Genomic DNA, 23,537 nt, shown 5'->3' on the forward strand with positions numbered 1-23,537 from the left:
CAAGCACTTTCAGGGCTCGGGTTCGTCGAGTACGTAGCCCATGCCACGCACTGTTCTAAGCAGCTTGGTGTCGAACGCATCATCGATTTTTGACCGGAGCCGCCCTACCGCGACGACAATGACATTGCTCTCACTGTCGAAGTTGATGTCCCACATCAGCGAAGCTATCAAGGTGCGTGGGAGAACCTCCCCTCGGCGCCGCATGAAGAGCTCGAGTAGTCCGAATTCCTTCGCTGTCAGGTCAAGGCGGCGACCCGCCCTGCTAGCCCTTCGTCGCACGAGGTCTAGCTGTAAATCGGCCACCTGGAGCGTTGTGGGCTCCTGCGACTGGGTACCTCTGCGCAGCACCGTCTTTATGCGCGCGAGAAGCTCGGAGAACGAAAAAGGCTTGATAAGGTAGTCATCTGCTCCCAATTCAAGGCCTTTGACGCGGTCTTCAATACTGTCTCTAGCCGTGAGGTACAGAACCGGCAGATGAGGCTTCTTTCTCCTCAATGAGCGAAGCACCGACCATCCGTCAATTCCAGGCAAATTCACATCCAGCAGCACCAGATCGTAGTCACCCTCCGTAGCTTCGTGCAAACCGTCAACACCATCCCGCATCAACTCGGTGTAGTACCCCGCTTCTCTCAGACCTTGCTTGAGGTACTCGCCCGTTTGGGCTTCGTCTTCCACGATAAGAATTTTCATACGGCGACCGTCTCTAAGGGTCGGCAGTTTGGCACGTGAAGTTCTTCGATCTGGAATGTGACGAACATGTAATTCGGCTGACAGAGGACTGTTGCACTCCGGGGCTAAATGGCATCCTTTCGACAAGGAGTCCAGCCCGGACCCGTAGGGTGTTGCGCTTTAGACGATAAAGCCCCTGTAGGGCCCACGTCCAGAACGGAGCCTGTGAAAGGCGGTGATTGGTCGCGCTCAAGCAACCTTCACCGCCTCCCATGTCTCTGTGGTGCGGACATGAACCTGAGCTACTGGCCCACAAGCCAGGTACTGGTAGTCACCAATCAACGGCGATACAACGGATTCTTGGTCACGTAGACACGATAGTCTTTGCTCGTAAACCCGGCAGGCGCGAACTGGGCGAGATCCCAGGAGCGACCATCCAAACCATTGAAGGTCCACGAAAACTTCTTACCGCCCGCCCCTACAAAAGAGACAGTTTCCCCGTACTTGACGTTGGCAAACTTGGTTGACTCAACGTCCACGATTCTTGAGCCGGCATCCGCGCCGGCCGACTGGCCTTGGACCGACTGACCATTACGGAACGTTTCAGCCGCAGACACTGCCCCCAAGGTGCTGGTGAATGCGACTGCAATTGCTGCGATACGGAGTGTTGAAAGTGCTTTCATTTGGAACCTCATTGTTGAATGGAACGGGCCCTTGAGCGAGGCAGGGTTGCCCTCAAGAACCGACACCAACTTTAGAAATCAGGCGCCTACAACATTGAGATTGAAGAATGACAAATCCGTCATGTTGCTCAGGGGAAAGGCGAGTTCATCACTACACGCACGAAAAAAAGCACACGGACGTGTCATACCGGCCAATCCGCGTGCGAGAAGAACCCGAGGTCACCCGGAGAACCGGGGCATCAGCTTAGAAGGTGTGGCGCAGGCCCACCTCGAAGCCGGAGGAGTTTTCACCCCCCAGCATGCCGGCGGGAGGCGTTCCGAGGACAGAACTGCGAGCGGCGCCGTCGTTGCTGATTCGGCTATATGTGGTGTAGAGTGCCGTACGCTTCGACAGGTCGTGCACATAGCCGATTGCCAGACGACTGCTGTCGTCGCCGTCTGCATAGCCAGAGCCCACTGGACCACCCGAGCGATTGGCGCGTGTGTAGCCAACGCGGATGGTGCCGGTGGCAACAGGAACGCTGGCGCCGATGGAGATGTCCTGCGTCTTGCGGCCACCCCAGGTCTTCACGTCATACAGCGTGTGCAACGTTGCAAAACCAAACATGTAGTTGAACTTGACGTTGTAGTGTTTGAAGTCAGAAGGCGTTCCGACATCGGTGACACCGTATGCCACACCAACGTCCATCGCCGAGTTCTTGTATCCGAGCCCACCGCCCGTATAGCGGTTGCCCACAATTCCTTCGCTTGGCGCGACTTGAATCTGGCCATACACGCCACCCATAGCGGGCAGCAGGTAGCTGATTGCATTGTCCGCACGGAGAACCGTGCTGGCCACGCTGCCCAGGTTCGAGCCAGCTCCATAGAGGAAGATGCCGCGTGAGCCAATACCCACGATTCCAAATTCGTCGCCCAGGCCGTTCATGAAAGTGGGGGTGTAGTCGCGACCCAGTCGGACTTCACCGAATCCACCGCTCAGACTCACCGTCGAACGACGGCCAAAGAACTTTGCGGGGTCCGCTGTACCCGTGTCCACGGCGAACTGTGATTCGAGGTGGAAGCTGGCTCTCAGACCGCCACCGAGGTCCTCCACGCCGCGCAGACCCCAGCGACTGGTCATGTTGTCGCCAGAAGCAAGTTGAGTTTGCGATCCGGCAGATCCGTTCTTCACCGAACGCACCGCAGCGTCGACAACGCCAAACAGCGTCACAGAAGATTGGGCGCTTGCGACGGTAGACATGGCTGCCAGCGCAGCGAGCGTCAGCATTTTCCTGTTCATATTGATTGCTCCTAGTTTAGGTTTGGTACGCACCTCCAACTGCTCTCGTCGCAGCCACTGGCTGCAAGAAAACTTGGTGCGATACGTAGGCTATGGGCACAACAAGGAATGAAGCATGTCGGCCCCGAGTTGCAGAAAAAATCGCAAGTGATTTCTCCTACAGGAGGCGCCATCTGTATGCTGGCGTCCACGGGCTCGCCGCACTCGCGCTCATCACAGCCAAGAAATCTATGCACGAGATTGCAGTGCTCTAGCCCTAACAAAAGTCAAGGCGGCACACGTTCTAGAGGCAGAGAGTTCTGTGGCGGACCGGAGCAATTAGCTGTGTGCAGCTCACGCTAAAGGCTCGCGCATGAAAGAGAAGCGCCTTAGGCATCGCGTCGGAGAACGGGCGCGAACCCCTGAGGAGAACAATGGCCGGTACGCCCGAGGCGCTTCAGGTTGTACTACTTATAGTCAATGCGGTCCATGAGTGACGCCCAGTGCGCCATATCGGGCTTTGCGAACAACGCCTGAAGCTCCCCGCAGAGTCAGCGTACCCGCGAGACATCTCCACCTCGGCTCAGCGATGCCATTGACGTTGATATGCCCATTGGGCGTATCGAGCATGCGCTTGTGCGGTCTCCACCAGTCCTGGGTCGCCTTCTGGCAAATCACTCAACACCCCTTTGGCGTAGCGCATGACCCTGGCCGGACGGTCTGGCTGCAAAACTGCCAGGCGGTCGCCCTCCATGTATGCCTGAATCTTGTCGAACTGCAGAATGGCTCGACCCACTCGCGCGCGTTGAGCTGGGTCACTCATATCCCGGCCCATCCAGGGACTCTCCCCGCTCAGACCCATCAACGATACCAGGGTAGGTGCAAGGTCTATCTGACTTGCGATGGACGCGATGCGTTCCGGCGAGCGAATCGCGCCTCCAAGAATGAGACCTGGGATGTGAAAGCGTTCGACTGGTATCACGGATGGTCCATACACTCTAGAGTTGTGGTCAGCCACCACGAGGAAAAGTGTGTTTTGCCAGTACTCAGAAGACTTGGCCTTCTCGAAGAAGCGTCCAAGTGCATGGTCCGCATACTTCACAGCGTTGTTGACCGTGCTTCTTGGTTCCTCATACAAGTCGAAGTTGCCGTCCGGAAACTCGAATGGCGAGTGATTTGAGGAGCTGAGCACCAGACCGAAGAATGGCTTGTCCTTAGGCTGCTGAGTAAATTGCCGGTGAGCGAGTTCGAAAAGGTCACCATCGGATGCGCCCCAAGTACCTATGAACGCGCTCTTCGGCATGTCCTTTTGCTCTACTACACGGTCAAAGCCGTTGCCCATGAAGTAGCTTCGCATATTGTCAAAATGCGACTCGCCACCGTAGAAGAACGTCGACGTGTAGCCATGCGGCTTCAAGAATCCGGCGAGGGTAAAGAAGTCACGTTGGGACTTTGCCAACTTCACGGTGCTTACCGCAGCCGTCGGTGGGAAGCCAGCCACCACTGCTTCAATCCCCCGCACTGAGCGAGTTCCTGTTGCGTAAAGGTTTTCAAACCAAATGCCCTCATCCGCTAGGCGGTCAAGGTTGGGAGTGAGGGGAAGACCTCCAAGCCTCCCCACGAACTCGCCACCGAGGCTCTCCTCCAGGATAAGCACAAGGTTTAGCGGCCGCTCTCGCGGCTGCAAGCTCGCTATCTGATGGCGCAACGGCACCGAAGGGTCTCGAAATGCAGTCGAGGGAAGGCCTGTTTCACGGCGAACGATTTCTATGACCTTTGACTCGGGAATCTCCGCGTACGTGATGCCACCTTCTTCAGCCTTTCTTGACTGATAAATCGCATAGCTGACTGTGTAGAGGGAGCTCAGTGGAAGCTCGTTGACCAAGTGGTCGGTCGTCACTGCAGCACTCGCCGGGTTGGCCGCTCGGTGGCCAAGGGCTCCCCGAGCGCTTACCGCCAACACTGCAAAGAGCAGGACCGAGAGCAACGGCGCTTGCCATAGGCGCAGCTGAGCGGAGGCACGTATGGGTTTGCTCATCCGCCAGTAAACCAATGCCAGAAGGGGGAGAAGGACTGCGGTGAAAAGCAGATGTGGCCAATAGTCCTTTAACAGCGTGCCACCCACTTCCTTTCCATAGGCGAGGTACTCGACAAAGAGGTAGTTGGGGCGGCTGTCGTACTGACCAATGAAGGCTGGTGTGGCCAGTTCCATGAAAGCCACCAGCAGCACCGCCACTCCGCCGTAGTAGCGCAGAAAGGCCGACCACCAAACACGGCTGCCGCGATACAGCGCCATCCAAGGTGTTGCAGTTGCGGGAAAAACCCAAACCATGCCAACAAGAACTAGGTCGAATCTAAGTCCCTCAAGCAGGAGGTGCCTCCACGCATCAGCCTCCGAAATCCGACTCGCCTGCCAGAAAGACATGGCGAAACGGGATACCCACAGCAAGAGCAGCATGCATGCCATGGGAATGAGTAATGGTCGTAACACGACCATGAGGCGTTGCAAAGTTGAATGTGCTTCCAACTCGCGATGGCTCGTCAGAGCACTCCCAAGCCGGCGGCTAGAAGCGGCACTTGTCTTCAATTTTGATTGAAATTTCTTCGAATTCCAAAGCGGCATGCTGGTCTCATCGCATAGTCGGACTCTGCGACGCCTTCAAGCTCAACACCTTCCACCGTAGCCACGGAAGTACAAATGAGGTGGTTAAGAACAATGTCGTGGTCGCAGGGGGGAGGCGACGTAGAGCAAACGAGCACTCAGGCGAGTCATCTCGCGCAAGCCAATCCCGTTCTTCAACGGACGTGGTACCTCCTGGCGTCAACGCTCGAAGGTGCGCAACGTCGCAAGAGGAATCTACTGAGAGCCTAGTTTCTAGATGCTTGCGTCTTGGTTAAAACGAAGTCACCTTATCGTTAGAAATCTGCACTTGAATCGCGCAGTAGTCAGCGCCACGTGAGTCTCAACAGAGCTCTTTATGACGTAAAGGTATGAGCTCCAACGGAATAGCGATGCTCAGACCAACATGACGCGGGTCACGTAACAGCCTCCTGACTCATCCGTAATGAGCAAGCCACGGTTTGGAAACCACCTCACAGATAAATTGTCTCGTGCATGGTCACAGGTGTCTGCAATGGTGCGACATGAGAAAGGGAGACCATCTAACTCCACGGGAAAGAATGCGACGACAAGACGTACAGCTTCTGGCACTTGCGAAACAAGGTGATCGCAATGCTCTTTGCGAACTAGGGCAACGCTACTTGCTGGGCACTGATGGGTTCTCGAAGTACATTGACCTCGGACTCAAGTACCTTTCACATCCCTCTTTAGCGGACTCTGGGCTGTCGGCAAGAATCATCGCTGACGCGCTGCCGCTGAGCGAACTGGTCCGACGGGGTCTTGTCGTTGTGCTTACATCTGCAGCAAACGGTGGTGCAACTTCCGCGTGTCTCAAACTAGGCTTTTGGCGCGCGTTGACACATGGAGAGGTGGATTCCTTTTACCGTCTTTGGGCCCAAGCGAGCGCAGATGGATGCCAACATGCAGCAGCAGCAATGAACGCGCTATCGGGCGGCAAAGAAGACTCAATGAAGGTCGCCATGTCCACACTTGCCTCTCTCCCTGAGATAGACGCTAGTGGAACGATGGCTCAAGCACTGTCGTCGGCTGTAAGGAATGGCGACCTGGATGTTGCTGCTCGTGTCATGGAATACGCGGTTTCATTGGAAGTGGAACAAACCCCGGAACTCTGTGATGCTGTGTGCATTGCGCTGGTCGCAACCCAAAACCAGCGCATGACGTTGCCGCAGATGGATAGTGGTCGACTGCAGTCGATGCTGGAAGACTGCGTGAAGCGGGGAAATTCATCTGCCGCCTTGGTCTTGGGTCGCGCCCTTTGCGGCATTGATTCGGTGTTTGCGTGGTCTGCAAGTTTGACTCCAAAGCGAAACGTCCGGGGCGGAACAGCCCTTCTCTTTCGCGCTGCAGATGCGGGGATAATGGAGGCATGGTTGCTCCTCTATCGCGTACACGCGTATGGCCAGGGGTCTGTTGCCAACCCACAAGCTGCCAGATTCTTCCTGGAGAAGGCTGCTTCAAGTGGGGACCCCTGCGCGCAACGTCAACTGGGAGCATCGATATTGAAATCGGCGCTGGACATCGAGGCGTTTGAGGCTGGCATGCATTGGATGACGCTGGCAGCGAGCCAAGGTGACGCGATTGCACGGAATCTCTTGGGCACGTTCGTGCTTCCAATTCGCGGAGAAAGGAAAAGAGCCTTCGAGGCGATAGACATAATCGCTCGTCTGGATCCTGGCGTAGCTCATCGTCTCCGCATTGCAAGAGACTTTGGACTGACTCGAACGGAGGCCATATGCGTTGACATTGCCTCAGGCTCGAGGCCATGGGGATTCGTCGTCTCTAAGGATGCTGCTGATGAGAGACTACGCTCTCGCTTCAGCCGCGCGATTCCGGCTCTTGAATCTAGGTTCTTAGACCATCTGCGCGAGGCTGCTGAGTTTTTTGGACACACGGGTGAAAGCGGCTCGGTCACGCGGGGAGAACGTCGACTGAGAGAGCACCGGCTCAAGTACGTCCTTGATCTCTGCGACTTAGACGAGTCACTTTTCTTCGCGCAGGTGCCTATCGCCACGATCGCAACACTTCGGCAGGGTGCGAGTTGGGCGCACAGCGTCAAAAAAACGCTACGCACTGCTTTGGCCAAATAGGTAGGGGATGTATTGAACCTCGCAGATGGCTGCGCTCCAGGAGTTCGATGGCATTCGGATTGACAGCACCGGCCGCATGACTCCCCGCGCTGTACGCACGGAAGCGGCCTGCACCGAGCGGGTTCAGGATGGCTTCGGCCATGATGCTGCGCACCGAGTTGCCGGTGCAGATGAACAAGACGTTGTAGGTGGGTTTCAGCATGGGAGTCTTTCGGTGTGGATGTTCAGGGACAGTCGGTACAAATGACCTGATTGACTTCGCAGGGCTGCCCTTCGCAGCAATGCGCGGTGAGAAAACCCAGCAGTCCGTTCATCTGCGGAATGCTGGCGCGGTAGATCAGGTGACGGCCATCTCGCTCGCTGCCGGCCAAACCGGCATGCACCAACTCCTTGAGGTGGAACGAGAGCGTGGTGGGAGAGCACCCCAGCGCCTCGGCCATCTGGCCGGGCGAGACCCCTTGAGGTCCGGCCACCACCAGCAGGCGGAAGATGCGCAGGCGCGTTTCCTGCGCGAGCGCTCCGAGGGCGCGCACGACGTCGGCTTCATCCATGATTCAGTCTTTCGTTCTTTGCAAGGGCATCAACCTGCTTCCGTACGGGGAGTAGCAGCGTGAGCATCCAGCAGATCACCAGCATCACGGCAGAGCCCGTCAACGCGTACAGCAGGCCCCCCCACTGGTACAGCAATCCGGACATGAGCGTGCCCATGAAACGCCCCAGTGCATTCGCCGCGTAATAGAAACCGACGTCCTCGGCCGCCTTTTCTGAACCGGCGTACGCCAGGATGAGGTACGAGTGCACCGACGAGTTGACGGCGAACGCAAAGCCGAACAGGCCTAAACCGCCCACCACCACCCACTCCAGGTTCGGCACTTGCAGGTAGACCGCGGCGGCAATGCCGAGCGGCACCAGCGCCAACAACGCGGACCACAGGCGGGCGGCGGGGACCTCGGCGCTCAGGCCGTCTGCACTGCGGCGCACCAGTTGCGGCGCGAGCGCCTGCACCAGTCCATAGCCAATCGTCCAGGCCGCGAGAAAGCCACCCACCATGGTGAAGGTCCAGCCTTGCGAGTACAAGAACACCGGCACGCCTACCACGAACCAAACGTCGCGCGCGCCGAACAGGACGACGCGCGCCGCTGCCAGGGCGTTGATGCCCGCGTTCTTCGCGAACAACTCTTTGGCCGACTTGGACGCCTTGCTCTTGCCCATCATGGCAGGCAACGAACTGATCACACCGATCAAAACCAAAGCGAGCAGGCCCGCCATGCACCACAGCGACGCTTGAAAACCGAGAGACTCCAGCAGCAGGCCGCCCAAGAAGAAGCCCACGCCCTTCATCGCGTTCTTGCTGCCCGTGAACCACGCCACCCACTTGAACAGTTGGCTCGAACCCTGCTCTTTGGCTTGCGAAGCGGTGACCTTGATCGCCGACTTGCTTGCGGTCTTGGTCAAATCCTTCGCCACGCCGCAAATGCCTTGGGCCAAAACCACCCAGGCGACCGACATGGCGGCGGTCCACGCCGGATCGAGCATCGAGAGTAGCGTGAATCCGATGATCTGCGTGATCAGGCCCACAGTGAGCATGCGCGTGATGCCGTAGCGTGTGGCGAGCCAGCCACCGATCAGGTTGGCCAGCACGCCCGCTGCTTCATACAGCAGGAAAAGGAACGCGAGAGCAAACGGGGAATAACCGAGCTTGTAGAAGTGCAACAGCACCAGCATGCGCAGCGCGCCGTCGGTGAGAGTAAAACCCCAGTAGGCGGCGGTGACGATGGCGTAGTTGCGCGCGGCGTGCTGCATGTCAGACGCCCGCTTCGCTCATATGGCAGGCCAGGTCGACCATGCGGCAGGCGTAACCCATCTCGTTGTCGTACCAGGCGTAGACCTTGAGCAGCGTACCGTCGGTCACCATGGTGGAGAGCGCATCCACGATGGAGCTGCGTGTGTCGCGTGCGTAGTCGGCGCTGACCAGCGGGCGCATCTCATAGCCAAGAATGCCCGCCAGCGAGCCTTTTGCCGCGTTGGCGAACAACGCGTTCACCTCCTCCGCCGTCGTCTCGCGCTTGAGCTCGAACACGCAGTCGGTGAGCGACGCGTTGAGCGCCGGCACGCGCACCGCGTGTCCGTTGAGCTTGCCTTTGAGTTCAGGGTAGATCAGTGCGATCGCGGTGGCGCTGCCAGTGGTCGTGGGCGCCAGGCTCATCAGCGCGCTGCGTGCGCGGCGCAGATCCTTGTGCGGAGCGTCCACCACCAGGTTGGTGTTCGTCGGGTTGTGCAGCGTGGTGATCTGGCCGTGGCGGATGCCAATGGCCTCGTGCACCACCTGTACTACAGGCGCCAGGCAGTTGGTCGTGCAAGACGCGGCGGTGACAATGCGGTCGCGCGCAGGGTCGTACTGCGTGTGGTTCACACCCACGACGATATTGAGCACGCCGCCGACCTTGACTGGTGCGGCCACGATGACGCGTTTTGCGCCACGGTCCAAATGGCCCTGCAAAGTCTCAGGTGTGAGGAACTTGCCGGTGCATTCCAGCACCACGTCCACACCCAGATCGCCCCAGGGAATCTCCGCCGCCGTGCCGTGGGTGCTGAACGACAGCCTCTGCTCATCGATGCGGATGGTGTCCTCGCCCTCGGCGGCGATGTCCGCTCGCCATTTACCTTGCACGCTGTCGAAAGCAAGCAGGTGCGCCGTGGCGGCGGCGCCGCCCTTGAGTTCGTTGAGGTGCACCACCTCCAGCCGATTGCCTGCACGTGGATCGTCTTTTTGCCGCTCGGCGGCCCCCATGGCTGCGCGCAGCGCCAGTCGCCCGATGCGGCCCATGCCGTTGATGCCAACCTTCATGTGGTTCTCCGTTGGAAATTAAATCAATCATTCAATAATAATTGAACTATCGCAGAGATATGCGTCAGTGTCGTGAAGAGCGTGATCTAGTACTACGTAAGGTCGACTGCAACGCATCACCAAAAAACGCGCAGGACGGGCTAGACGCTCACCGAACCTGAGTGACCCCTAGGCCTAGCGAACCGAGAGAAAGTCCGTTCACACATCTTGACCTTCCCATGGTGTCAAGGCTCATCCTTTCCTCAACTCACAGCAATGCCTCTCGCGACAATTTGGCGGAAGATGGTGATCAGGGCCACGGGGTTTCGTAACTTCCAAGAAGGGAAAGACATGGACACACAAGCACAACACAGCCATGCGGACCACCACCACGGCGCGTCCAAACCGCCTCACCCGGCAACCGGACTGAAAGATCCGGTGTGCGGGATGGCCGTCACCGAGAAGTCGCCACACCACCTCGAGCACGCGGGGCGACCGTACTATTTCTGCAGTGCGAAGTGCCAGACCCGGTTTGCAGCCGAACCCGAGCGGTTTGTTACAAACGCGGCGGAGCGTCACGCAGCCCCAACGCCCGCTCCGCAGGGCAAGCCCGGCACGGTCTACACCTGTCCCATGCACCCGGAGATCCGGCAGGACCACCCGGGCAACTGCCCCAAATGCGGCATGTCGCTCGAACCGGTCATGCCCGAACTCGACGCCGACGAGAACCCGGAACTGTTGGATTTCCAGCGCCGCTTCTGGTGGACCTTGCCCCTCTCGGTGGTGGTCACCGTGCTGGCGATGTTCGGCCACAAGCTCGGCTGGTTCGACATGGCCACGCAGAGCTGGATCGAACTGGTGTTGACCGTGCCGATCGTGCTGTGGGCCGGCTGGCCGTTCTTCGTGCGCGGCGCGCAGTCGGTGATGAACCGCAGCCCCAACATGTGGACGCTGATCAGCCTGGGCACGGGTGCGGCGTTCGTCTACAGCCTGGTGGCCACGGTGGCGCCGCAGGTGTTCCCGGACTCCTTTGTCTCGATGGGCCGGGTCGCGGTGTACTTCGAAGCGGCGGCGGTGATCATCTCGCTGACCCTGCTCGGTCAACTGCTGGAGCTCAAGGCACGTTCACAAACCTCGGCGGCGATCCGTTCGCTGCTGGGTCTGGCGCCCAAGACCGCGCGGCGCATCTCGGCCGACGGCCAGGAAGAAGACGTGCCGCTGGCCCACGTGCACGTGGGCGACCTGCTGCGCGTGCGCCCCGGCGAGAAGGTGCCCACCGACGGCACCGTGGTCGAGGGCAGCAGCGCGCTCGACGAATCCATGCTCACTGGCGAGCCGCTGCCGGTGACCAAGCGCGTCGGTGACAAGCTGATCGGCGCCACGCTCAACACCAGCGGTGCACTGGTGATGCGCTCCGAGCACGTGGGCTCGGACACCGTGCTCGCGCAGATCGTGCAGATGGTCGCCATGGCGCAGCGTTCGCGCGCGCCCATGCAGCGCATGGCCGACCAGGTGGCGGGCTACTTCGTCGTGGGTGTCGTGGTGGCGGCGCTGCTCACGTTCTTCGGCTGGGGCCTGTTCGGGCCCGAGCCGAGCTGGGTCTACGCCCTCATCAACGCGGTGGCGGTGCTGATCATCGCCTGCCCCTGTGCCCTGGGCCTGGCCACGCCCATGTCCATCATGGTGGCGACCGGGCGCGGCGCCACCCACGGGGCCCTGTTCCGCGACGCCGCCGCCATCGAGAACCTGCGCAAGGTCGACACGCTGATCGTCGACAAGACTGGCACGCTGACCGAAGGCCGGCCGACCTTCGAACGCGCCGTGGGCCACGGGGACTTCCGCGAAGACGAGGTCTTGCGCCTCGCCGCCAGCCTCGACCAGGGCAGCGAACACCCGCTGGCCGCCGCCATCGTGGCGGCCGCGAAACAACAAGGGCTCGCGCTCGACAAGCCCGAGCAGTTCGACTCCGAGTCCGGCATCGGCGTGAAGGGCGTGGTGGGCGGCAAGTCCCTCGCCCTGGGCAACACGGCGCTGATGCAACAGCAGGGCGTGGACGCTTCGCCCCTGTCCACCCAGGCCGAAGCGCTGCGCGCACAAGGTGCCAGCGTCATGTACCTGGCGGTGAACAAGGCGCTGGCCGGTCTGCTGGCGGTGTCCGACCCGGTGAAGGCCACCACGGCCGACGCGCTGGCGTCGCTGCGCCAGGCGAACATCCGCGTGGTCATGGCCACGGGCGACGGCGTGACCACCGCGCGCGCCGTCGGCCAGCGCCTGGGCATCGACGAGATCCACGGAGAAGTGAAACCCGCCGACAAACTCCGGCTCGTGGAGCAACTGCAGGCGCAGGGCCGCGTGGTGGCGATGGCGGGCGATGGCATCAACGATGCGCCCGCGCTGGCCCGCGCCGACGTGGGCATCGCCATGGGCACCGGCACCGACGTGGCCATGAACAGCGCCCAGCTCACTCTGGTCAAAGGCGACCTGCGCGGCATCGCCACCGCCCGTGCACTTTCGGTCGCGACCGTGGCCAACATGAAGCAGAATCTGGCGTTCGCCTTCCTCTACAACGCCCTGGGCATTCCGTTGGCCGCGGGCCTGCTGTACCCGTTCACCGGCTGGCTGTTGTCGCCCATGATCGCCGCGCTGGCCATGAGCCTGAGCTCGGCGTCGGTGATCGGCAACGCCTTGCGGCTGCGCGGCGCGGCGATCCGGGAAGAATGAGGTTGCCCCTCAGGGTCACGCGCCTCCGATGTCATCGGCATGCCCGGAAGCTCCTAGCGCGTGATGCCGCGCAAAAAGTTCACCTCACTCTGTAAGGCTGCAAATTGAAGTCGGCTGGAGACCAACGATGCGGCAGTCACTCCCGATTCGCTAACTGACAGGAGGAGTGGCCAGGATCTATTTGCAGACCACCCTAGCTGCCTGCAAGCCTCACGAAGGTGGACGCCATCCCCGCCGAGCGATACCATGCCCTCATGGATATGTATCCGCCATTGCGCACGCTGAACCAGTCATAGTGACGCACTGCATTCAGCCGTAGTTGTGAACGGACGAATATCCGACGATCCCGTGGGCCCCCCGGTCGAGGACCTCGTGTCGATGCCCGCGATTGAGGAGCAGAATCAAATGAAGAAGCCTAAGTGGAACGAGGTGCCTTCGCGCGATGCAGTCGCAGGTAAGGGCGGAGTTGCATTGCCGGAGGGGTTCCGACGTGCGATGGAGGAGAGAAAGCACAGCGGCTGCTTGTGTGTCGTCTCTCGTGTCGCCCAAGACGCCGAAGGTGTTGTGACATACGTTGAGTGGGGCATCATCGACCAGTGGCTCTGCGATTGGCTCGCAGGTCCGGAGGTCGCCGAAGTAGGCAACGTCCTGCAGGCCGTGGAAGAAGGTGGCCGGGTGTCGACGTTGTTTGCCACGCCGACAGGGTTCGCCCAAGGACCCAATGTTGTCGTCGATCGCACGCGCCAGTTCGCATTGGAGAGTGGAGGCCCCGCGGAGTGGAACGTGTACATGCTCGCAAGGCTTCAGCTGGCTCGCCACCTTCATTGATGAGGCGACCAGCCGGGGTTCGTACAACCGACAACCGGGCGGTCACCTCAGGAGGATGACCTAGCGACGGGCACATGCATCGAGGAAAGGGCAACTAGGAAAGTTGGTCTGCCTGTGCGACGCTGGTTTTAAGCAGCTGCCTCTTCGAAAGTGGAGCAAAGGTGGGGGCATTTCGAAGGCCGCAGCCTTGTTGCGCCCCTTCACAGGTTGGCTGCTATCACCCGTGCTCGCCGCGTTAGCCATGAGTCTGGGCGCAGCATCGGTGTTCAAGAACGGTTGACGAAGACGCAGGCACCCAACTGAAAAGAGCTTCTCGCCATTGCTGGCAAGAAGCTCTTGGACGGCAGTCTCGAAATCAGAGAAATCTTGACCGCAAGAGTGCAAGTGGCACAGCTTTAATTCTGGTGGCCTTTGTTCAGCAAGACGTACAGACGCGCGACTTCGTTGCCCGTCGTTGTGATGCTTTTGCCGTCGGCCGTCTGGACGACTTCACCCTTGCTGAGGTGAACCACACGTCCAAACTTGCTTTCCTTGGCCATCAAGCCGTCCTTGAAGACATAGAGCTTTTCGCCGTTTTGCAATGCGATGACTTGCTTGGCCTCAGACTGGGCTGCGTCCATGGCGAATGCAGGGGCCAGTGCGGCCAGTAAAAGGACGAGGATGCTGAGCTTGCGAATCATGGAGGTCTCCTTTGAGAACAAAAATCACATCAGTTCAACTGAATCGATGTGGTATAGCGTACGGACTCAATGTAGTGAAATGCCCCTGACCCACAGCTTGCGAGTGCATTACAACTTGGTCAGGGCAAAGTCAGGAGGCGACGATGAGATCCAGCCGCACACAGTCTGGCGCTGAGTTCCGCCCACACCGCACCATGTCATCAGCAGGTCACTCTCAGCCTCTGAACTCGGTATCACCCAGAAATACAGACTGCTGGGGCCTACATGGCCATCGCGGCGCTTGATTGTGAGAAGGCCATCCACAGGCCCATACCGATCATCAAAAGGTTTTCGGTGAGTGACACGAAGCCCAGCGGAACATTGCTGGCTCCGCCGACGCAGGCACACTTCAACTCGCGTCGGTCAATGTAGACGGCCTTGATAACGGAGACGGCGCCAACTGTTCCAATGAAGAGGGCCACTGGGATCGACAACCAGTTCAACGCACCCGCGATCATCAAGACTCCGGCCAGGCCCTCCGCGAACGGATAGAGGTAGGAATACGGCACCCACCGCCGAGCCAACAAGTCGTAGTTCAGGAACATCGTCGCGAAGCTCTCGACGTTCTGAAGCTTGAGCAGTGCCAACGCAGCCATGCTGAAGGCAACAAACCACTCCGCTGCTCGGATCGTGAAGGGGCTATCGAAAACCGCGTAGCTCACCGCGAGGGCCATCAAGGCCGTCATACAGAAGAGCGCGAGAACCGGGCGGTAGGTCGTGGCCTTCGGGTCTGCGACAGTCATGCCAAAGTGGTGGCGAAGGTCGTCGTATCCGCCGACCCGTTTCCCTTCAATGAAGACCTGCGGCGTGGTTTTCACGCCATGCTCTGCTTTGAAGGTGTCTGTCGCCTGCTCAGTGGTCAGCCACTTGTCTTCCACCTCGAACCCTTTGCGGTGCAGAAGATCCTTCGCCTTCAAGCCATAGGGGCACACGTGCTTGTCCATGACCATGCGGTAGAGCGTCGCTGTTTGCGGCTGATTTGCAGATGTCATTTACGTCTCCAGGTGATAGGGCCTACGGACAAGCTCATTGTTGGACGAAGCCTCGCTCATGGTCGCAGAACTCTTCTCTCACGGTGTCACATCACATGGCATCTCAAGCCACACCGCACGCGCGGGCGTCCCTATATCCAAAAAAAGTTCAGGGCTAGGTTGCAAAACCGAGCCCTGAATGAGAGATGCCGTTGAGTGTGCGTGTCAGCTCACTTGCCTGGCTGAATGTCGGTCACGACCATCTTTCCGGCGTCCTGGATGACGATGAACTGGATCTTCTCGCCTACCTGGACCTTGTCCAGCATGGCTTTGTCCTTCGCGTTGAAGACCATGGTCATCGGGGGCATGTCCATGTGCTTGATTTCGCCGTGCTTGATCGTGATCTTGCCGTTTTCCTTGTCGATCTTGCGAACTTCGCCGTCAGTCAGCCCCGGTGCGGGCGCCGTGCCTGTCGTGGCTTGAGCCATGCCCATCTTGCTGTGATCCATGGTCATCTGTGCCATTGCGGGCAAAGACAGTGAAAGCGCTGCAGCGGCGAGAAGCTGCGCCACCGTTTGGGTGTATCTGTTCATGATGTCCTTCCTTGATAGAGATGTCCCGAGGGACTATTTGGCAACGACCTTGATCTTGCCCACCATGCCGGCCTCGTAGTGGCCAGGCAGCAGGCAGGCGAAGTCAAACTCGCCGACCTTGTTGAAGCTCCAGATGATCTCCCCTTTTTTGCCTGCTGCCACGTGAGCCATGTAGGGCTCATCGTGCTCCATACCGGGGAATTTCTTCATCATTGCGGCGTGCTCATCGAGCTCTTTCTTCGTTCCCAGAACAAACTCGTGCATCACCTTGCCATTGTTGACATGCACGAACTTGATCGTTTCACCTTGCTTGACCTCGATGAAATCGGGTGTGAAGCGCATGTTGTCCGTCATGCCGATCTCCACGGTGCGTTTGACAGCATTCGGCTGTCCGGCGATGCCCCATGCTTTTTGCTCCATTTTCACAGGAGCATTTGCATTGGTGTGCTTTTCATCGCCGTGGGCGAAGGAGGCGGTTGAGGCGGCAAGAATTGCGGCCACGATCAAGGTTTGAGTGATGCGCATGACGGAGATTCCTATCGGCTGGTTGGGTTGATGGGGGGAGGAGATAACAATTTTTCAGTGCTTCATGGCAGCACCACTGGGTTCGACTGGCGGGCGCTGTGCCTGCACTTGCCGGTCCATGGGCTTGACCAGTTCACGGTGTGCCCGCCAAGCTTGGCGCACAGCGTCTTATGAGCACATCAAGCTCAGATCGGAGGCCGCCTGTTCCGGACTTTGCACATTGGGTGCGCTTATCTCTTTCCCAGTTGAGAACTTCTGCATGTTCACGCTTGAACTGACCCACGGCGTCATAGGCTTCACGCCAATTCTTCTCGGCGGGTGCCGGTGAAATCTGGGCAGACACGAACAAGGGAAGGCCGGCACGCCCAGCGCTATGGCTCGCAGTATCGAGGGTGGATAAAGTCGATGAATCTCTGATTTGCTCCTTTTCAACCGTTTCAAATTGCACTTAGTTTGCAAGAGGCCCCCCGTCGCAAACCTTTCTGTCACATTACATAGTTGTCAGTTACGGTTCCGTACAGCCGCTGGAAGCGAAAATGTTGACTCGGAGTACACATGAAAATTCTGATTGTCGAAGACGAACCCAAAACTGGCGACTACCTCCGGCTGGGGTTGCGCGAGGCCGGCCACGCCGTTGAATGGCTCACTAATGGGGTTGACGGGCTGCACCATGCTCTAGAGGGCGATCACGACCTCGTCATCCTGGACGTCATGCTTCCCGGAATGGACGGCTGGAAATTTCTCAAGAGTCTGCGTGCGCAGGGCCGAGAGATGCCGGTGTTGTTGCTGACCGCCAAGGATCATGTCGATGACCGCGTCAAGGGGCTGGATCTGGGTGCGGATGACTATCTGGTCAAGCCGTTTTCGTTCTCCGAGCTTCTGGCCCGAGTGCGCACCCTTCTGCGCCGAGGGCGCTCTGGAATGGAACCGACCTCCCTGCAGGTCGCGGATCTGAAGCTGGACTTGCTGCGTCGCCGGGCTACCCGCGCAGGTAAGCGCATCAACTTGACCGCCAAGGAGTTCGGTTTGCTGGAGTTATTGATGCGCCGAGCCGGTGAAGTGTTGCCTCGTTCGTTGATTGCTTCTCATGTATGGGACGTCAACTTCGACAGCGACACCAACGTCATCGAGGTGGCCATGCGCCGGCTGCGTTCCAAGATGGACGATGGGTTCGAGTATCGCCTGTTGCGGACTGTGCGAGGCATGGGCTACGTATTGGAAGGGCCGGAGTCCCTCTGATGATCCGGCGCTTGACCCTCACAGCACGCCTGACTCTTCTATACACCTTGGTTTCCGCCTCGGTTCTCCTGGGTCTGGGGGTTCTGGTGGCTTGGTCCACCCACGTTCACTTCATCGACCTCGACCGCCACTACCTTGAGGACAAGGTGCACCTGGTTCAGAAGATGGTGGAAGAGGCGCCCGATGTAGCGAAGCTTTCCACGAAGCTCGATGAGCTCCTGGACAGCCACCATGGCCTGGTCATCGCTATCGCGCGCGGTGACGAGAGTGTGTATGGACCGGACAGCAAGACCTTCCCAAGCCAGCTCGCAGATCAAAGTGCCCAAGACCAGCCGATCGACTGGATCGATGGGGAGCGCCAACTGCGAGGCATTAGCAAAGCGCTGTCGGTGCCCCAAGTGCCTGGCATCGTTGGAAACCTGGGCGAAAACGTCCGATTGACGCTGGCGCTGGACACGCAGCACCACGCCCATTTCATGCAGGTGCTGCGCCTGCAGTTGGCGGTTTACGTGGTGGTCGCCACCCTGCTCAGTGGATTGCTGGGTTGGTGGGCTGCTCGCCGCGGTCTGGCCCCCCTGCGGATCATGAAGGAGCAGGCACTCACGGTGACCGCCCACAAGCTCGACCAGCGTATGCCAATCGAAGCGGTGCCTGAGGAGATGGCAGAACTGGCAAATAGCCTCAACACGATGCTGGAGCGACTGGAACTGGATTTTTCGAAGCTGATTGACTTCTCAAGCGACCTCGCGCATGAACTGCGCACCCCCCTCACCAACTTGATGACCCAGACCCAGGTATCCCTCTCGCAACGCCGTGATCCGGATACCTATCGAGACATCCTCGCGTCCAATGCCGAGGAGCTCCAGCGCCTTTCGCGCATGGTGTCCGATATGCTGTTTCTCGCGAAGACAGACCATGGCATACAACTCCCGAATCGAGAAAATGTCGAGCTGGAAGCCGAGGTGGCCAGCCTGCTGGATTTCTACGATGCGATCGCCGAAGAAAAAGAGGTTCGTCTCCGGGTGGTTGGAACGGGCACAGTGGCGGGAGACCGACTGATGATCAGGCGGGCCATCAGCAACCTTCTTTCAAATGCACTGCGGCATGCTCACCCGCGCTCTGATGTCGAGCTCATCATCCACCACCAAGACGATAGCACCGCCTTGTGTGTGACCAATACGGGTGACCTTATTGAGGCGGTCGATCTGCCACGGCTGTTTGATCGCTTCTATCGGGTAGATAAGTCGCGCACCCATCCTTCATCGGATGGCGCTGGCCTGGGCTTGGCCATCACCAAGGCCATCATGCTTGCTCATGGCGGCGGCGTATCGGTCACCTCGACAGTCGAAAATACGACGTTTTGTTTGCGGTTTACGCGTCAACGCTGAGGGGCGTTCTTCCTTCCCCCCTAGCGCGACCGAGCTGAAGGCATCGGCTGCTCACTTCTGTTTGGCGAGCCACTTGTCGAACTGTGCGATCTCTTTCTTTTGCGCCGCGATGATTTGCTTGGCCATGGCTTTCATTTCTGGAGACTTGCCATGCTTGAGCTCCATCTCGGCCATGTTCAAGGCTTGCTGGTGGTGAATTTTCATCATCATTGCGAAGTCTTTGTCGGTGTTGCCGGTCATCGGCATCTTCTGCATTTCCTCCATGCCCATCATCATGGAAGCTTTCATGTCTGCAGCACCAACTCCACCTTTGTGCATGTCCCCCATGGGCGTGCTCACAGAAGGACTCGTTGCCGGTGTGGTTTGGGCTTGTACAGAAGCCGACAAACCACCGAGAGCGGTCAACGAGGCGAAGCACAACGCGTGCAAAGGAACAAGCTTGATGCATTTCATCGCGATCTCCTGAGATTGTGTGAGACTGATCATTGCCAACGCGACGCTGCCTGACTGTGCGGCAGCGCACAGTGAATTGGTCGCAACGAGGCATCTCAGACCGGACGGCAAGCGACATTGGCGCGGCCAAACGCAGTCAATGGTCGCGGTGCGAGCCCTGCTGATCTTGGCAGGTGGGCTGAAGTAGGAGGTGGAAACCCCGTTCACCCATTGGCGAGATCCATTCAAACGTCTGAGTCGTGAATCGTTTTCGCACGCAGGGCCGGCAAGGTGACCAGCAGCATGGCAGAGGGCCGCTGCGAGGTCACGGCATCAGCCGCCCCGTCCAGGCCACCGGGGATGGTGGTCATCCACCACATAGGGATGCGCGTGTCGCAGGCCCTTCTCTGCGGGCACCCCGTCGTGCAGGTGCGCGTTCCCTGCGGGCAGATTTGCATGTTCGTGCTCGATCACATCGGGGTCATGTGCGGGCCAGATGCGCAGCGCCAACAGCACCGCCATCAGCGCGGCCAAACCCAGGCCGGCATAAGTCAGCGGCGTGCCCAGTCGCGCGCCCAACCACCCGGCGAGTGGGTAAAAGATCAGCCAGCATGCGTGCGAGAGTGCGAACTGGGCGGCAAAAAGCGCCGGTCGATCCTCCGGCTGGGCCGAGCGCCGCAGGAGGCGGCCCGAGGGCGTCTGGGCGGTTGAATAGCCCAACCCAAGCACAAACCACAGCATCAGCGTCCCAGTGAATGAAGCCACCTGAGTGCCCACCCCCAGGCCCACGACCAGTAGGGCCGCACCGGCGAGCATGGTCGATCGATCGGACAGCCTGTCCAACAGGCGCGGCAGGCCCAGCGCTGCCACCATCGAGCCGGCCCCAAAGAGAGCCAGCGCCAGTTCCACCGATGTCTGCGTGAGGCCCATGTTGGCCTGGACGATGACCACCGTGTTGACGAACACCATAGAGCCGGCCGCTGCCACGGCCGCGTTGATCGCCAGCAGTCCTCGCAAACGAGGTGTTGCCAGAAAAATTCGAAACCCGCGTGTGGTGCGGTCATAGATGCCGCGGCGTTCGGCCGCCGGGTTCGCCGGCAAGACCACCGAAACCACCAGGGCGGCAGAGGCCAGAAAGCCCACAACCGTTCCAGCAAACAAGTCGTGAAAACCGATGACTGTCAGCAGCGCAGCTGCCAGCATGGGACTGACCAGGCTCTCCATGTCGTATGCCAACCGGGAAAGCGACAGCGCCTTGGTGTAGTCCTTCTCCTGCGGCAGCACATCGGGAATGGTCGCCTGGAATGTGGGGGTGAAAGCGGCCGATGCGGCTTGCAGCACGAAGATCAGCACGTACACCTGCCAGATCTGGGTAACGAAGGGCAGCAACAGGGCCACGGCCGCGCGTACAAGATCCAGAGACACCAGCACAGCGCGGCGCGGAAAGCTGTTCACAAAAGCGGCCGCCAACGGTGCCACGCCCACGTACGCCGCCATCTTGATGGCCAGTGCCGTGCCCAGCACGACGCCTGCGTAATCGCCAGCCAAGTCGTATGCCAGAAGACCCAGCGCCACGGTGGCCAGCCCGGTGCCCAGCAGGGCAATCACCTGAGCGGCGAACAGATGCCGATAGGTGCGACGACCCAGGATGTCGAGCATGCCAGTGGCCTCGGTTATCCGAAAAGGATGAGTGCGATGGCGCGCCCTACAGGTAGCGCGTGATTTCCCTGAACTCTTCCATCGAGTGACGTTGACCCCGCGGCAGCGGCCCCACCAGATCTTCCAGGCAATGGTCCAGGTGGTCCTGGATCAGCGTCTTCTTGGCCTGCTGGACTGCCTTCTCCACGGCCTGCAGCTGCTGGGCGATGTCCAGGCAGGTGCGCCCTTGTTCGATCATTTCAACGATGCTGGCGAGATGCCCGTTGGCCCTCTTCAACCGCTTGATGATGGCGGGATGCGAGGCGTGTGTGTGATGTTCCGTCATGATGAATCCTATGCCCCTGGGGGGGATACTATAGTCCCGATTCACCGACTCTTGGTCCCGCCTCAATCTGCATGACGCATCGCGAAACTGCCCTGCCCACAAGGACGTGCCTGCCGCTTGCCGTGTGGTGGCTCGTGGCGATGGCGCTTGTGCTCGGCGCCGTGCTGTCACCGGTGGGCACCTTGAACTCCCACGGCCTGGCTGAGATCACTTCGGTTCAACACGGCACTCATTGCGACGTGGCCGGGGCCTGCGAACATTCACACGAGCACGCGGCTGACGACATGGCCACAGACGTTGTGCACCACTCCGCCAGCGCCGAGCATGCGCAACACAGCGCAGACCACGCGCACGACAAGGCCTATGTGCTGCGTGGCGCTCTGAGCCTCCCCATGCCCCGACCCACCCACTGGCAGGCCATCGCCGCACCCAGGGTCGAGAGGATGGTGCCATCACGGCTTGACCGGCCTCCGATGGCGCAGACCCACGCCTGACATTCAGTCGCTGCCGAGTGCAGCCATCTTGTTTTCAGACCATCGGAGTCTTCATGCACAGCTTTCTTCAAGACAGGCTGCCACGTTCGCCATGGGCGATTTGGCAAACCAGCCTGTTACTTCTATCTGCTTTTTTTCTTTCCCTGCTCCTCGGTACCACCGAGGCGATGGCCCATGCGGTGACCGAGGGCGACAAGGGCTACATCCAGGAAATCTCGGGCGCCAACCTGTTGCCGTTCGTGTACCTGGGTGCCAAGCACATGATGACGGGGTACGACCACATCCTGTTCCTTTTCGGGGTCATCTTCTTCCTCTACAGGATCAAGCACATCGGCATCTACGTGAGCCTGTTTGCGTTGGGTCACTCCACCACCATGATCCTGGGCGTTTACTTCAACGTCGGGATCAACAGCTACCTGATCGACGCCATCATCGGTCTGTCCGTGGTCTACAAGGCCTTGGACAACATCGGTGCTTTCCAGCGCTGGTTGGGATTCCAGCCCAACACCAAGATCGCCACCCTGGTGTTTGGTCTGTTCCACGGCTTCGGCCTGTCCACCAAGATCCTGGAGTACGAGATCTCGCCCGATGGCCTAGTGCCCAACCTGCTCGCCTTCAACGTGGGCGTGGAAATCGGGCAGCTGCTGGCTCTGGCTGTCATCCTGATCGGCATGAGTTACTGGCGTCGCACGCCCAGTTTCGCTCGCAACGCCTACACCGCCAACGTCGCCATGATGAGCGCCGGCTTCATTCTTGTGGGCATGCAGCTCACTGGCTACTTCGTGTCCTGAACACCCAAGGAATCTGAATCATGTACAACAGTGAAACCCCCTCGCGCGCCGAGCTGCCTTCCTCCAAGCAGTTGTTGCGCTCAACCGTTCTGGCTGCGGTCTCGGCCGTCGTCCTCCTCGTTGCCGTCGTGCTGCCAGCTGAGTACGGTATTGACCCGACTGGTGTTGGCCGCGTTCTGCGCCTGACCGACATGGGCGAGATCAAGACCCAGTTGGCGGCGGAAGCCGCAGCCGACACAGCGGCCGCATCTGGCAACTCCGTGGTGACATCGGCCCAAGCGCAGCAACCCCCACCGGGCGCCCGCAGTGCACCGACGCCGGCCTTCGCTCCTGCCGCCAAGCCAGCCGTTCAAGAGGCCCCGTGGCGTGATGAAATGACTGTCACCCTGACCCCAGGTGAAGGCACGGAGATCAAGATGCGCATGACCGAGGGAGCAAAGGCCGACTATTCCTGGGTGGTACAGGGAGGCAGGGTCAACTTTGACACCCACGGCGATGGTGGCGGAAAAAACATCAGCTATGAGAAGGGGCGCGACGTGCCTGCGGATGACGGGCAGCTTGTGGCGGCATTCACCGGCAACCACGGCTGGTACTGGCGCAACCGCGGCAAAGCCGACGTGAAGCTTGTATTGCGCACCCGCGGCGAATACACCGACATCAAACGCGCCATGTGAAAACAGGGGCGCC

22 protein-coding genes and 1 pseudogene are annotated in these 23,537 nt (G+C 59.5%); 8 read left to right on the forward strand and 15 right to left on the reverse strand.

Features of this window, described 5'->3' with window-relative positions:
• Window positions 1-9: 9 nt before the first annotated feature.
• From J2X09_RS24660 to J2X09_RS24675, 4 genes are all read right to left on the reverse strand, one after another.
• Window positions 10-690, reverse strand: coding sequence for a heavy metal response regulator transcription factor (locus tag J2X09_RS24660; protein WP_204735772.1), 681 nt, complete (start codon window positions 688-690; stop codon window positions 10-12).
• A 317-nt stretch (window positions 691-1,007) separates the two neighbouring features.
• Entirely contained in the window at window positions 1,008-1,352 is a 345-nt protein-coding gene (locus J2X09_RS24665; RefSeq protein WP_204735771.1) for a CzcE family metal-binding protein, read from the reverse strand.
• Window positions 1,353-1,596: 244 nt separating this feature from the next.
• Window positions 1,597-2,631 (reverse strand): porin, encoded by a 1,035-nt coding sequence (locus J2X09_RS24670; RefSeq protein ID WP_204735770.1) that lies wholly within the window; start codon window positions 2,629-2,631, stop codon window positions 1,597-1,599.
• A 562-nt stretch (window positions 2,632-3,193) separates the two neighbouring features.
• Window positions 3,194-5,233 (reverse strand): LTA synthase family protein, encoded by a 2,040-nt coding sequence (locus J2X09_RS24675; RefSeq protein WP_204735769.1) that lies wholly within the window; start codon window positions 5,231-5,233, stop codon window positions 3,194-3,196.
• Window positions 5,234-5,790: 557 nt separating this feature from the next.
• Here J2X09_RS24675 and J2X09_RS24680 point away from each other — a divergent pair.
• Window positions 5,791-7,338: a tetratricopeptide repeat protein gene (locus tag J2X09_RS24680; protein ID WP_310309641.1), complete on the forward strand. Its 1,548-nt coding sequence runs from the start codon at window positions 5,791-5,793 to the stop codon at window positions 7,336-7,338.
• A gap of 22 nt (window positions 7,339-7,360) precedes the next feature.
• Here the strand turns inward: J2X09_RS24680 and J2X09_RS24685 are convergent.
• The 4 genes and pseudogenes from J2X09_RS24685 to J2X09_RS24700 all read right to left on the reverse strand — a co-directional run.
• Window positions 7,361-7,540: pseudogene (locus J2X09_RS24685) on the reverse strand (arsenate reductase/protein-tyrosine-phosphatase family protein); the annotation flags it as partial.
• Between the two features lie 22 nt (window positions 7,541-7,562).
• Complete coding sequence (locus J2X09_RS24690) at window positions 7,563-7,889, reverse strand: ArsR/SmtB family transcription factor (RefSeq protein WP_204735766.1); 327 nt, start codon at window positions 7,887-7,889, stop codon at window positions 7,563-7,565.
• Window positions 7,882-9,141 carry an organoarsenical effux MFS transporter ArsJ gene (gene arsJ, locus J2X09_RS24695; protein WP_310309644.1) on the reverse strand — a complete coding sequence of 420 codons (1,260 nt, stop codon included), beginning with the start codon at window positions 9,139-9,141 and terminating at the stop codon, window positions 7,882-7,884. The genes J2X09_RS24690 and arsJ overlap by 8 nt, the downstream gene beginning before the upstream one ends.
• Before the next feature lies 1 nt (window position 9,142).
• Window positions 9,143-10,186, reverse strand: a complete 1,044-nt coding sequence (locus J2X09_RS24700; protein WP_204735689.1) for an ArsJ-associated glyceraldehyde-3-phosphate dehydrogenase — start codon at window positions 10,184-10,186, stop codon at window positions 9,143-9,145.
• A 330-nt stretch (window positions 10,187-10,516) separates the two neighbouring features.
• On the opposite strand from J2X09_RS24700, the gene J2X09_RS24705 reads away from it, so the two are divergent.
• Together J2X09_RS24705 and J2X09_RS24710 are read left to right on the forward strand one after the other, a co-directional pair.
• On the forward strand, window positions 10,517-12,886 hold the full coding sequence (locus J2X09_RS24705) for a heavy metal translocating P-type ATPase (protein ID WP_204735688.1): 2,370 nt from the start codon (window positions 10,517-10,519) through the stop codon (window positions 12,884-12,886).
• A 405-nt stretch (window positions 12,887-13,291) separates the two neighbouring features.
• A complete protein-coding gene (locus tag J2X09_RS24710) occupies window positions 13,292-13,714 on the forward strand; it encodes a hypothetical protein (protein ID WP_310309647.1) in 423 nt (140 codons plus the stop codon).
• A gap of 395 nt (window positions 13,715-14,109) precedes the next feature.
• Here J2X09_RS24710 and J2X09_RS24715 read toward each other — a convergent pair whose 3' ends face one another.
• The 4 genes from J2X09_RS24715 to J2X09_RS24730 all read right to left on the reverse strand — a co-directional run bounded on the left by J2X09_RS24715 (window position 14,110) and on the right by J2X09_RS24730 (window position 16,522).
• The gene (locus J2X09_RS24715; RefSeq protein WP_204735686.1) at window positions 14,110-14,394 is read right to left on the reverse strand and encodes a CopK family periplasmic copper-binding protein; all 285 of its coding nucleotides are present in this window, start codon (window positions 14,392-14,394) and stop codon (window positions 14,110-14,112) included.
• A gap of 260 nt (window positions 14,395-14,654) precedes the next feature.
• The gene (locus J2X09_RS24720) at window positions 14,655-15,425 is read right to left on the reverse strand and encodes a MauE/DoxX family redox-associated membrane protein (RefSeq protein ID WP_310309649.1); all 771 of its coding nucleotides are present in this window, start codon (window positions 15,423-15,425) and stop codon (window positions 14,655-14,657) included.
• Between the two features lie 209 nt (window positions 15,426-15,634).
• Window positions 15,635-15,997: a copper-binding protein gene (locus J2X09_RS24725; protein ID WP_204735685.1), complete on the reverse strand. Its 363-nt coding sequence runs from the start codon at window positions 15,995-15,997 to the stop codon at window positions 15,635-15,637.
• A 33-nt stretch (window positions 15,998-16,030) separates the two neighbouring features.
• Window positions 16,031-16,522 (reverse strand): cupredoxin domain-containing protein, encoded by a 492-nt coding sequence (locus J2X09_RS24730; RefSeq protein WP_204735684.1) that lies wholly within the window; start codon window positions 16,520-16,522, stop codon window positions 16,031-16,033.
• Between the two features lie 555 nt (window positions 16,523-17,077).
• Here J2X09_RS24730 and J2X09_RS24735 point away from each other — a divergent pair.
• Window positions 17,078-17,761, forward strand: coding sequence for a heavy metal response regulator transcription factor (locus J2X09_RS24735; RefSeq protein WP_204735683.1), 684 nt, complete (start codon window positions 17,078-17,080; stop codon window positions 17,759-17,761).
• Window positions 17,761-19,149 (forward strand): heavy metal sensor histidine kinase, encoded by a 1,389-nt coding sequence (locus J2X09_RS24740; protein WP_204735682.1) that lies wholly within the window; start codon window positions 17,761-17,763, stop codon window positions 19,147-19,149. The genes J2X09_RS24735 and J2X09_RS24740 overlap by 1 nt, the downstream gene beginning before the upstream one ends.
• Before the next feature lie 51 nt (window positions 19,150-19,200).
• Here J2X09_RS24740 and J2X09_RS24745 read toward each other — a convergent pair whose 3' ends face one another.
• The 3 genes from J2X09_RS24745 to J2X09_RS24755 form a co-directional block, all read right to left on the reverse strand.
• Window positions 19,201-19,602 (reverse strand): DUF305 domain-containing protein, encoded by a 402-nt coding sequence (locus J2X09_RS24745; protein WP_310309652.1) that lies wholly within the window; start codon window positions 19,600-19,602, stop codon window positions 19,201-19,203.
• 312 nt (window positions 19,603-19,914) lie between these two features.
• Entirely contained in the window at window positions 19,915-21,240 is a 1,326-nt protein-coding gene (locus J2X09_RS24750) for an MFS transporter (RefSeq protein WP_204735681.1), read from the reverse strand.
• Window positions 21,241-21,286: 46 nt separating this feature from the next.
• The gene (locus J2X09_RS24755) at window positions 21,287-21,565 is read right to left on the reverse strand and encodes a metal-sensing transcriptional repressor (RefSeq protein ID WP_204735680.1); all 279 of its coding nucleotides are present in this window, start codon (window positions 21,563-21,565) and stop codon (window positions 21,287-21,289) included.
• 71 nt (window positions 21,566-21,636) lie between these two features.
• On the opposite strand from J2X09_RS24755, the gene J2X09_RS24760 reads away from it, so the two are divergent.
• From J2X09_RS24760 to J2X09_RS24770, 3 genes are all read left to right on the forward strand, one after another.
• Window positions 21,637-22,059 (forward strand): hypothetical protein, encoded by a 423-nt coding sequence (locus J2X09_RS24760; RefSeq protein ID WP_310309655.1) that lies wholly within the window; start codon window positions 21,637-21,639, stop codon window positions 22,057-22,059.
• A 167-nt stretch (window positions 22,060-22,226) separates the two neighbouring features.
• Window positions 22,227-22,850 (forward strand): HupE/UreJ family protein, encoded by a 624-nt coding sequence (locus J2X09_RS24765; RefSeq protein WP_310309657.1) that lies wholly within the window; start codon window positions 22,227-22,229, stop codon window positions 22,848-22,850.
• 20 nt (window positions 22,851-22,870) lie between these two features.
• Complete coding sequence (locus J2X09_RS24770; protein ID WP_204735677.1) at window positions 22,871-23,524, forward strand: transmembrane anchor protein; 654 nt, start codon at window positions 22,871-22,873, stop codon at window positions 23,522-23,524.
• Window positions 23,525-23,537 lie beyond the last annotated feature (13 nt).

The sequence above is a fragment of the Hydrogenophaga laconesensis genome (assembly GCF_031457235.1).
GTDB lineage: Bacteria > Pseudomonadota > Gammaproteobacteria > Burkholderiales > Burkholderiaceae_C > Hydrogenophaga > Hydrogenophaga laconesensis.

Excerpts from the sequence above, each read along its gene's own strand:
- J2X09_RS24660 (WP_204735772.1), bottom strand. The coding sequence starts at position 690 with ATGAAAATTCTTATCGTGGAAGACGAAGCCCAAACGGGCGAGTACCTC.
- J2X09_RS24665 (WP_204735771.1), bottom strand. The coding sequence starts at position 1,352 with ATGAAAGCACTTTCAACACTCCGTATCGCAGCAATTGCAGTCGCATTC.
- J2X09_RS24670 (WP_204735770.1), bottom strand. The coding sequence starts at position 2,631 with ATGAACAGGAAAATGCTGACGCTCGCTGCGCTGGCAGCCATGTCTACC.
- J2X09_RS24675 (WP_204735769.1), bottom strand. The coding sequence starts at position 5,233 with ATGCCGCTTTGGAATTCGAAGAAATTTCAATCAAAATTGAAGACAAGT.
- J2X09_RS24680 (WP_310309641.1), top strand. The coding sequence starts at position 5,791 with ATGCGACGACAAGACGTACAGCTTCTGGCACTTGCGAAACAAGGTGAT.
- J2X09_RS24690 (WP_204735766.1), bottom strand. The coding sequence starts at position 7,889 with ATGGATGAAGCCGACGTCGTGCGCGCCCTCGGAGCGCTCGCGCAGGAA.
- arsJ (WP_310309644.1), bottom strand. The coding sequence starts at position 9,141 with ATGCAGCACGCCGCGCGCAACTACGCCATCGTCACCGCCGCCTACTGG.
- J2X09_RS24700 (WP_204735689.1), bottom strand. The coding sequence starts at position 10,186 with ATGAAGGTTGGCATCAACGGCATGGGCCGCATCGGGCGACTGGCGCTG.
- J2X09_RS24705 (WP_204735688.1), top strand. The coding sequence starts at position 10,517 with ATGGACACACAAGCACAACACAGCCATGCGGACCACCACCACGGCGCG.
- J2X09_RS24710 (WP_310309647.1), top strand. The coding sequence starts at position 13,292 with ATGAAGAAGCCTAAGTGGAACGAGGTGCCTTCGCGCGATGCAGTCGCA.
- J2X09_RS24715 (WP_204735686.1), bottom strand. The coding sequence starts at position 14,394 with ATGATTCGCAAGCTCAGCATCCTCGTCCTTTTACTGGCCGCACTGGCC.
- J2X09_RS24720 (WP_310309649.1), bottom strand. The coding sequence starts at position 15,425 with ATGACATCTGCAAATCAGCCGCAAACAGCGACGCTCTACCGCATGGTC.
- J2X09_RS24725 (WP_204735685.1), bottom strand. The coding sequence starts at position 15,997 with ATGAACAGATACACCCAAACGGTGGCGCAGCTTCTCGCCGCTGCAGCG.
- J2X09_RS24730 (WP_204735684.1), bottom strand. The coding sequence starts at position 16,522 with ATGCGCATCACTCAAACCTTGATCGTGGCCGCAATTCTTGCCGCCTCA.
- J2X09_RS24735 (WP_204735683.1), top strand. The coding sequence starts at position 17,078 with ATGAAAATTCTGATTGTCGAAGACGAACCCAAAACTGGCGACTACCTC.
- J2X09_RS24740 (WP_204735682.1), top strand. The coding sequence starts at position 17,761 with ATGATCCGGCGCTTGACCCTCACAGCACGCCTGACTCTTCTATACACC.
- J2X09_RS24745 (WP_310309652.1), bottom strand. The coding sequence starts at position 19,602 with ATGAAATGCATCAAGCTTGTTCCTTTGCACGCGTTGTGCTTCGCCTCG.
- J2X09_RS24750 (WP_204735681.1), bottom strand. The coding sequence starts at position 21,240 with ATGCTCGACATCCTGGGTCGTCGCACCTATCGGCATCTGTTCGCCGCT.
- J2X09_RS24755 (WP_204735680.1), bottom strand. The coding sequence starts at position 21,565 with ATGACGGAACATCACACACACGCCTCGCATCCCGCCATCATCAAGCGG.
- J2X09_RS24760 (WP_310309655.1), top strand. The coding sequence starts at position 21,637 with ATGACGCATCGCGAAACTGCCCTGCCCACAAGGACGTGCCTGCCGCTT.
- J2X09_RS24765 (WP_310309657.1), top strand. The coding sequence starts at position 22,227 with ATGGCCCATGCGGTGACCGAGGGCGACAAGGGCTACATCCAGGAAATC.
- J2X09_RS24770 (WP_204735677.1), top strand. The coding sequence starts at position 22,871 with ATGTACAACAGTGAAACCCCCTCGCGCGCCGAGCTGCCTTCCTCCAAG.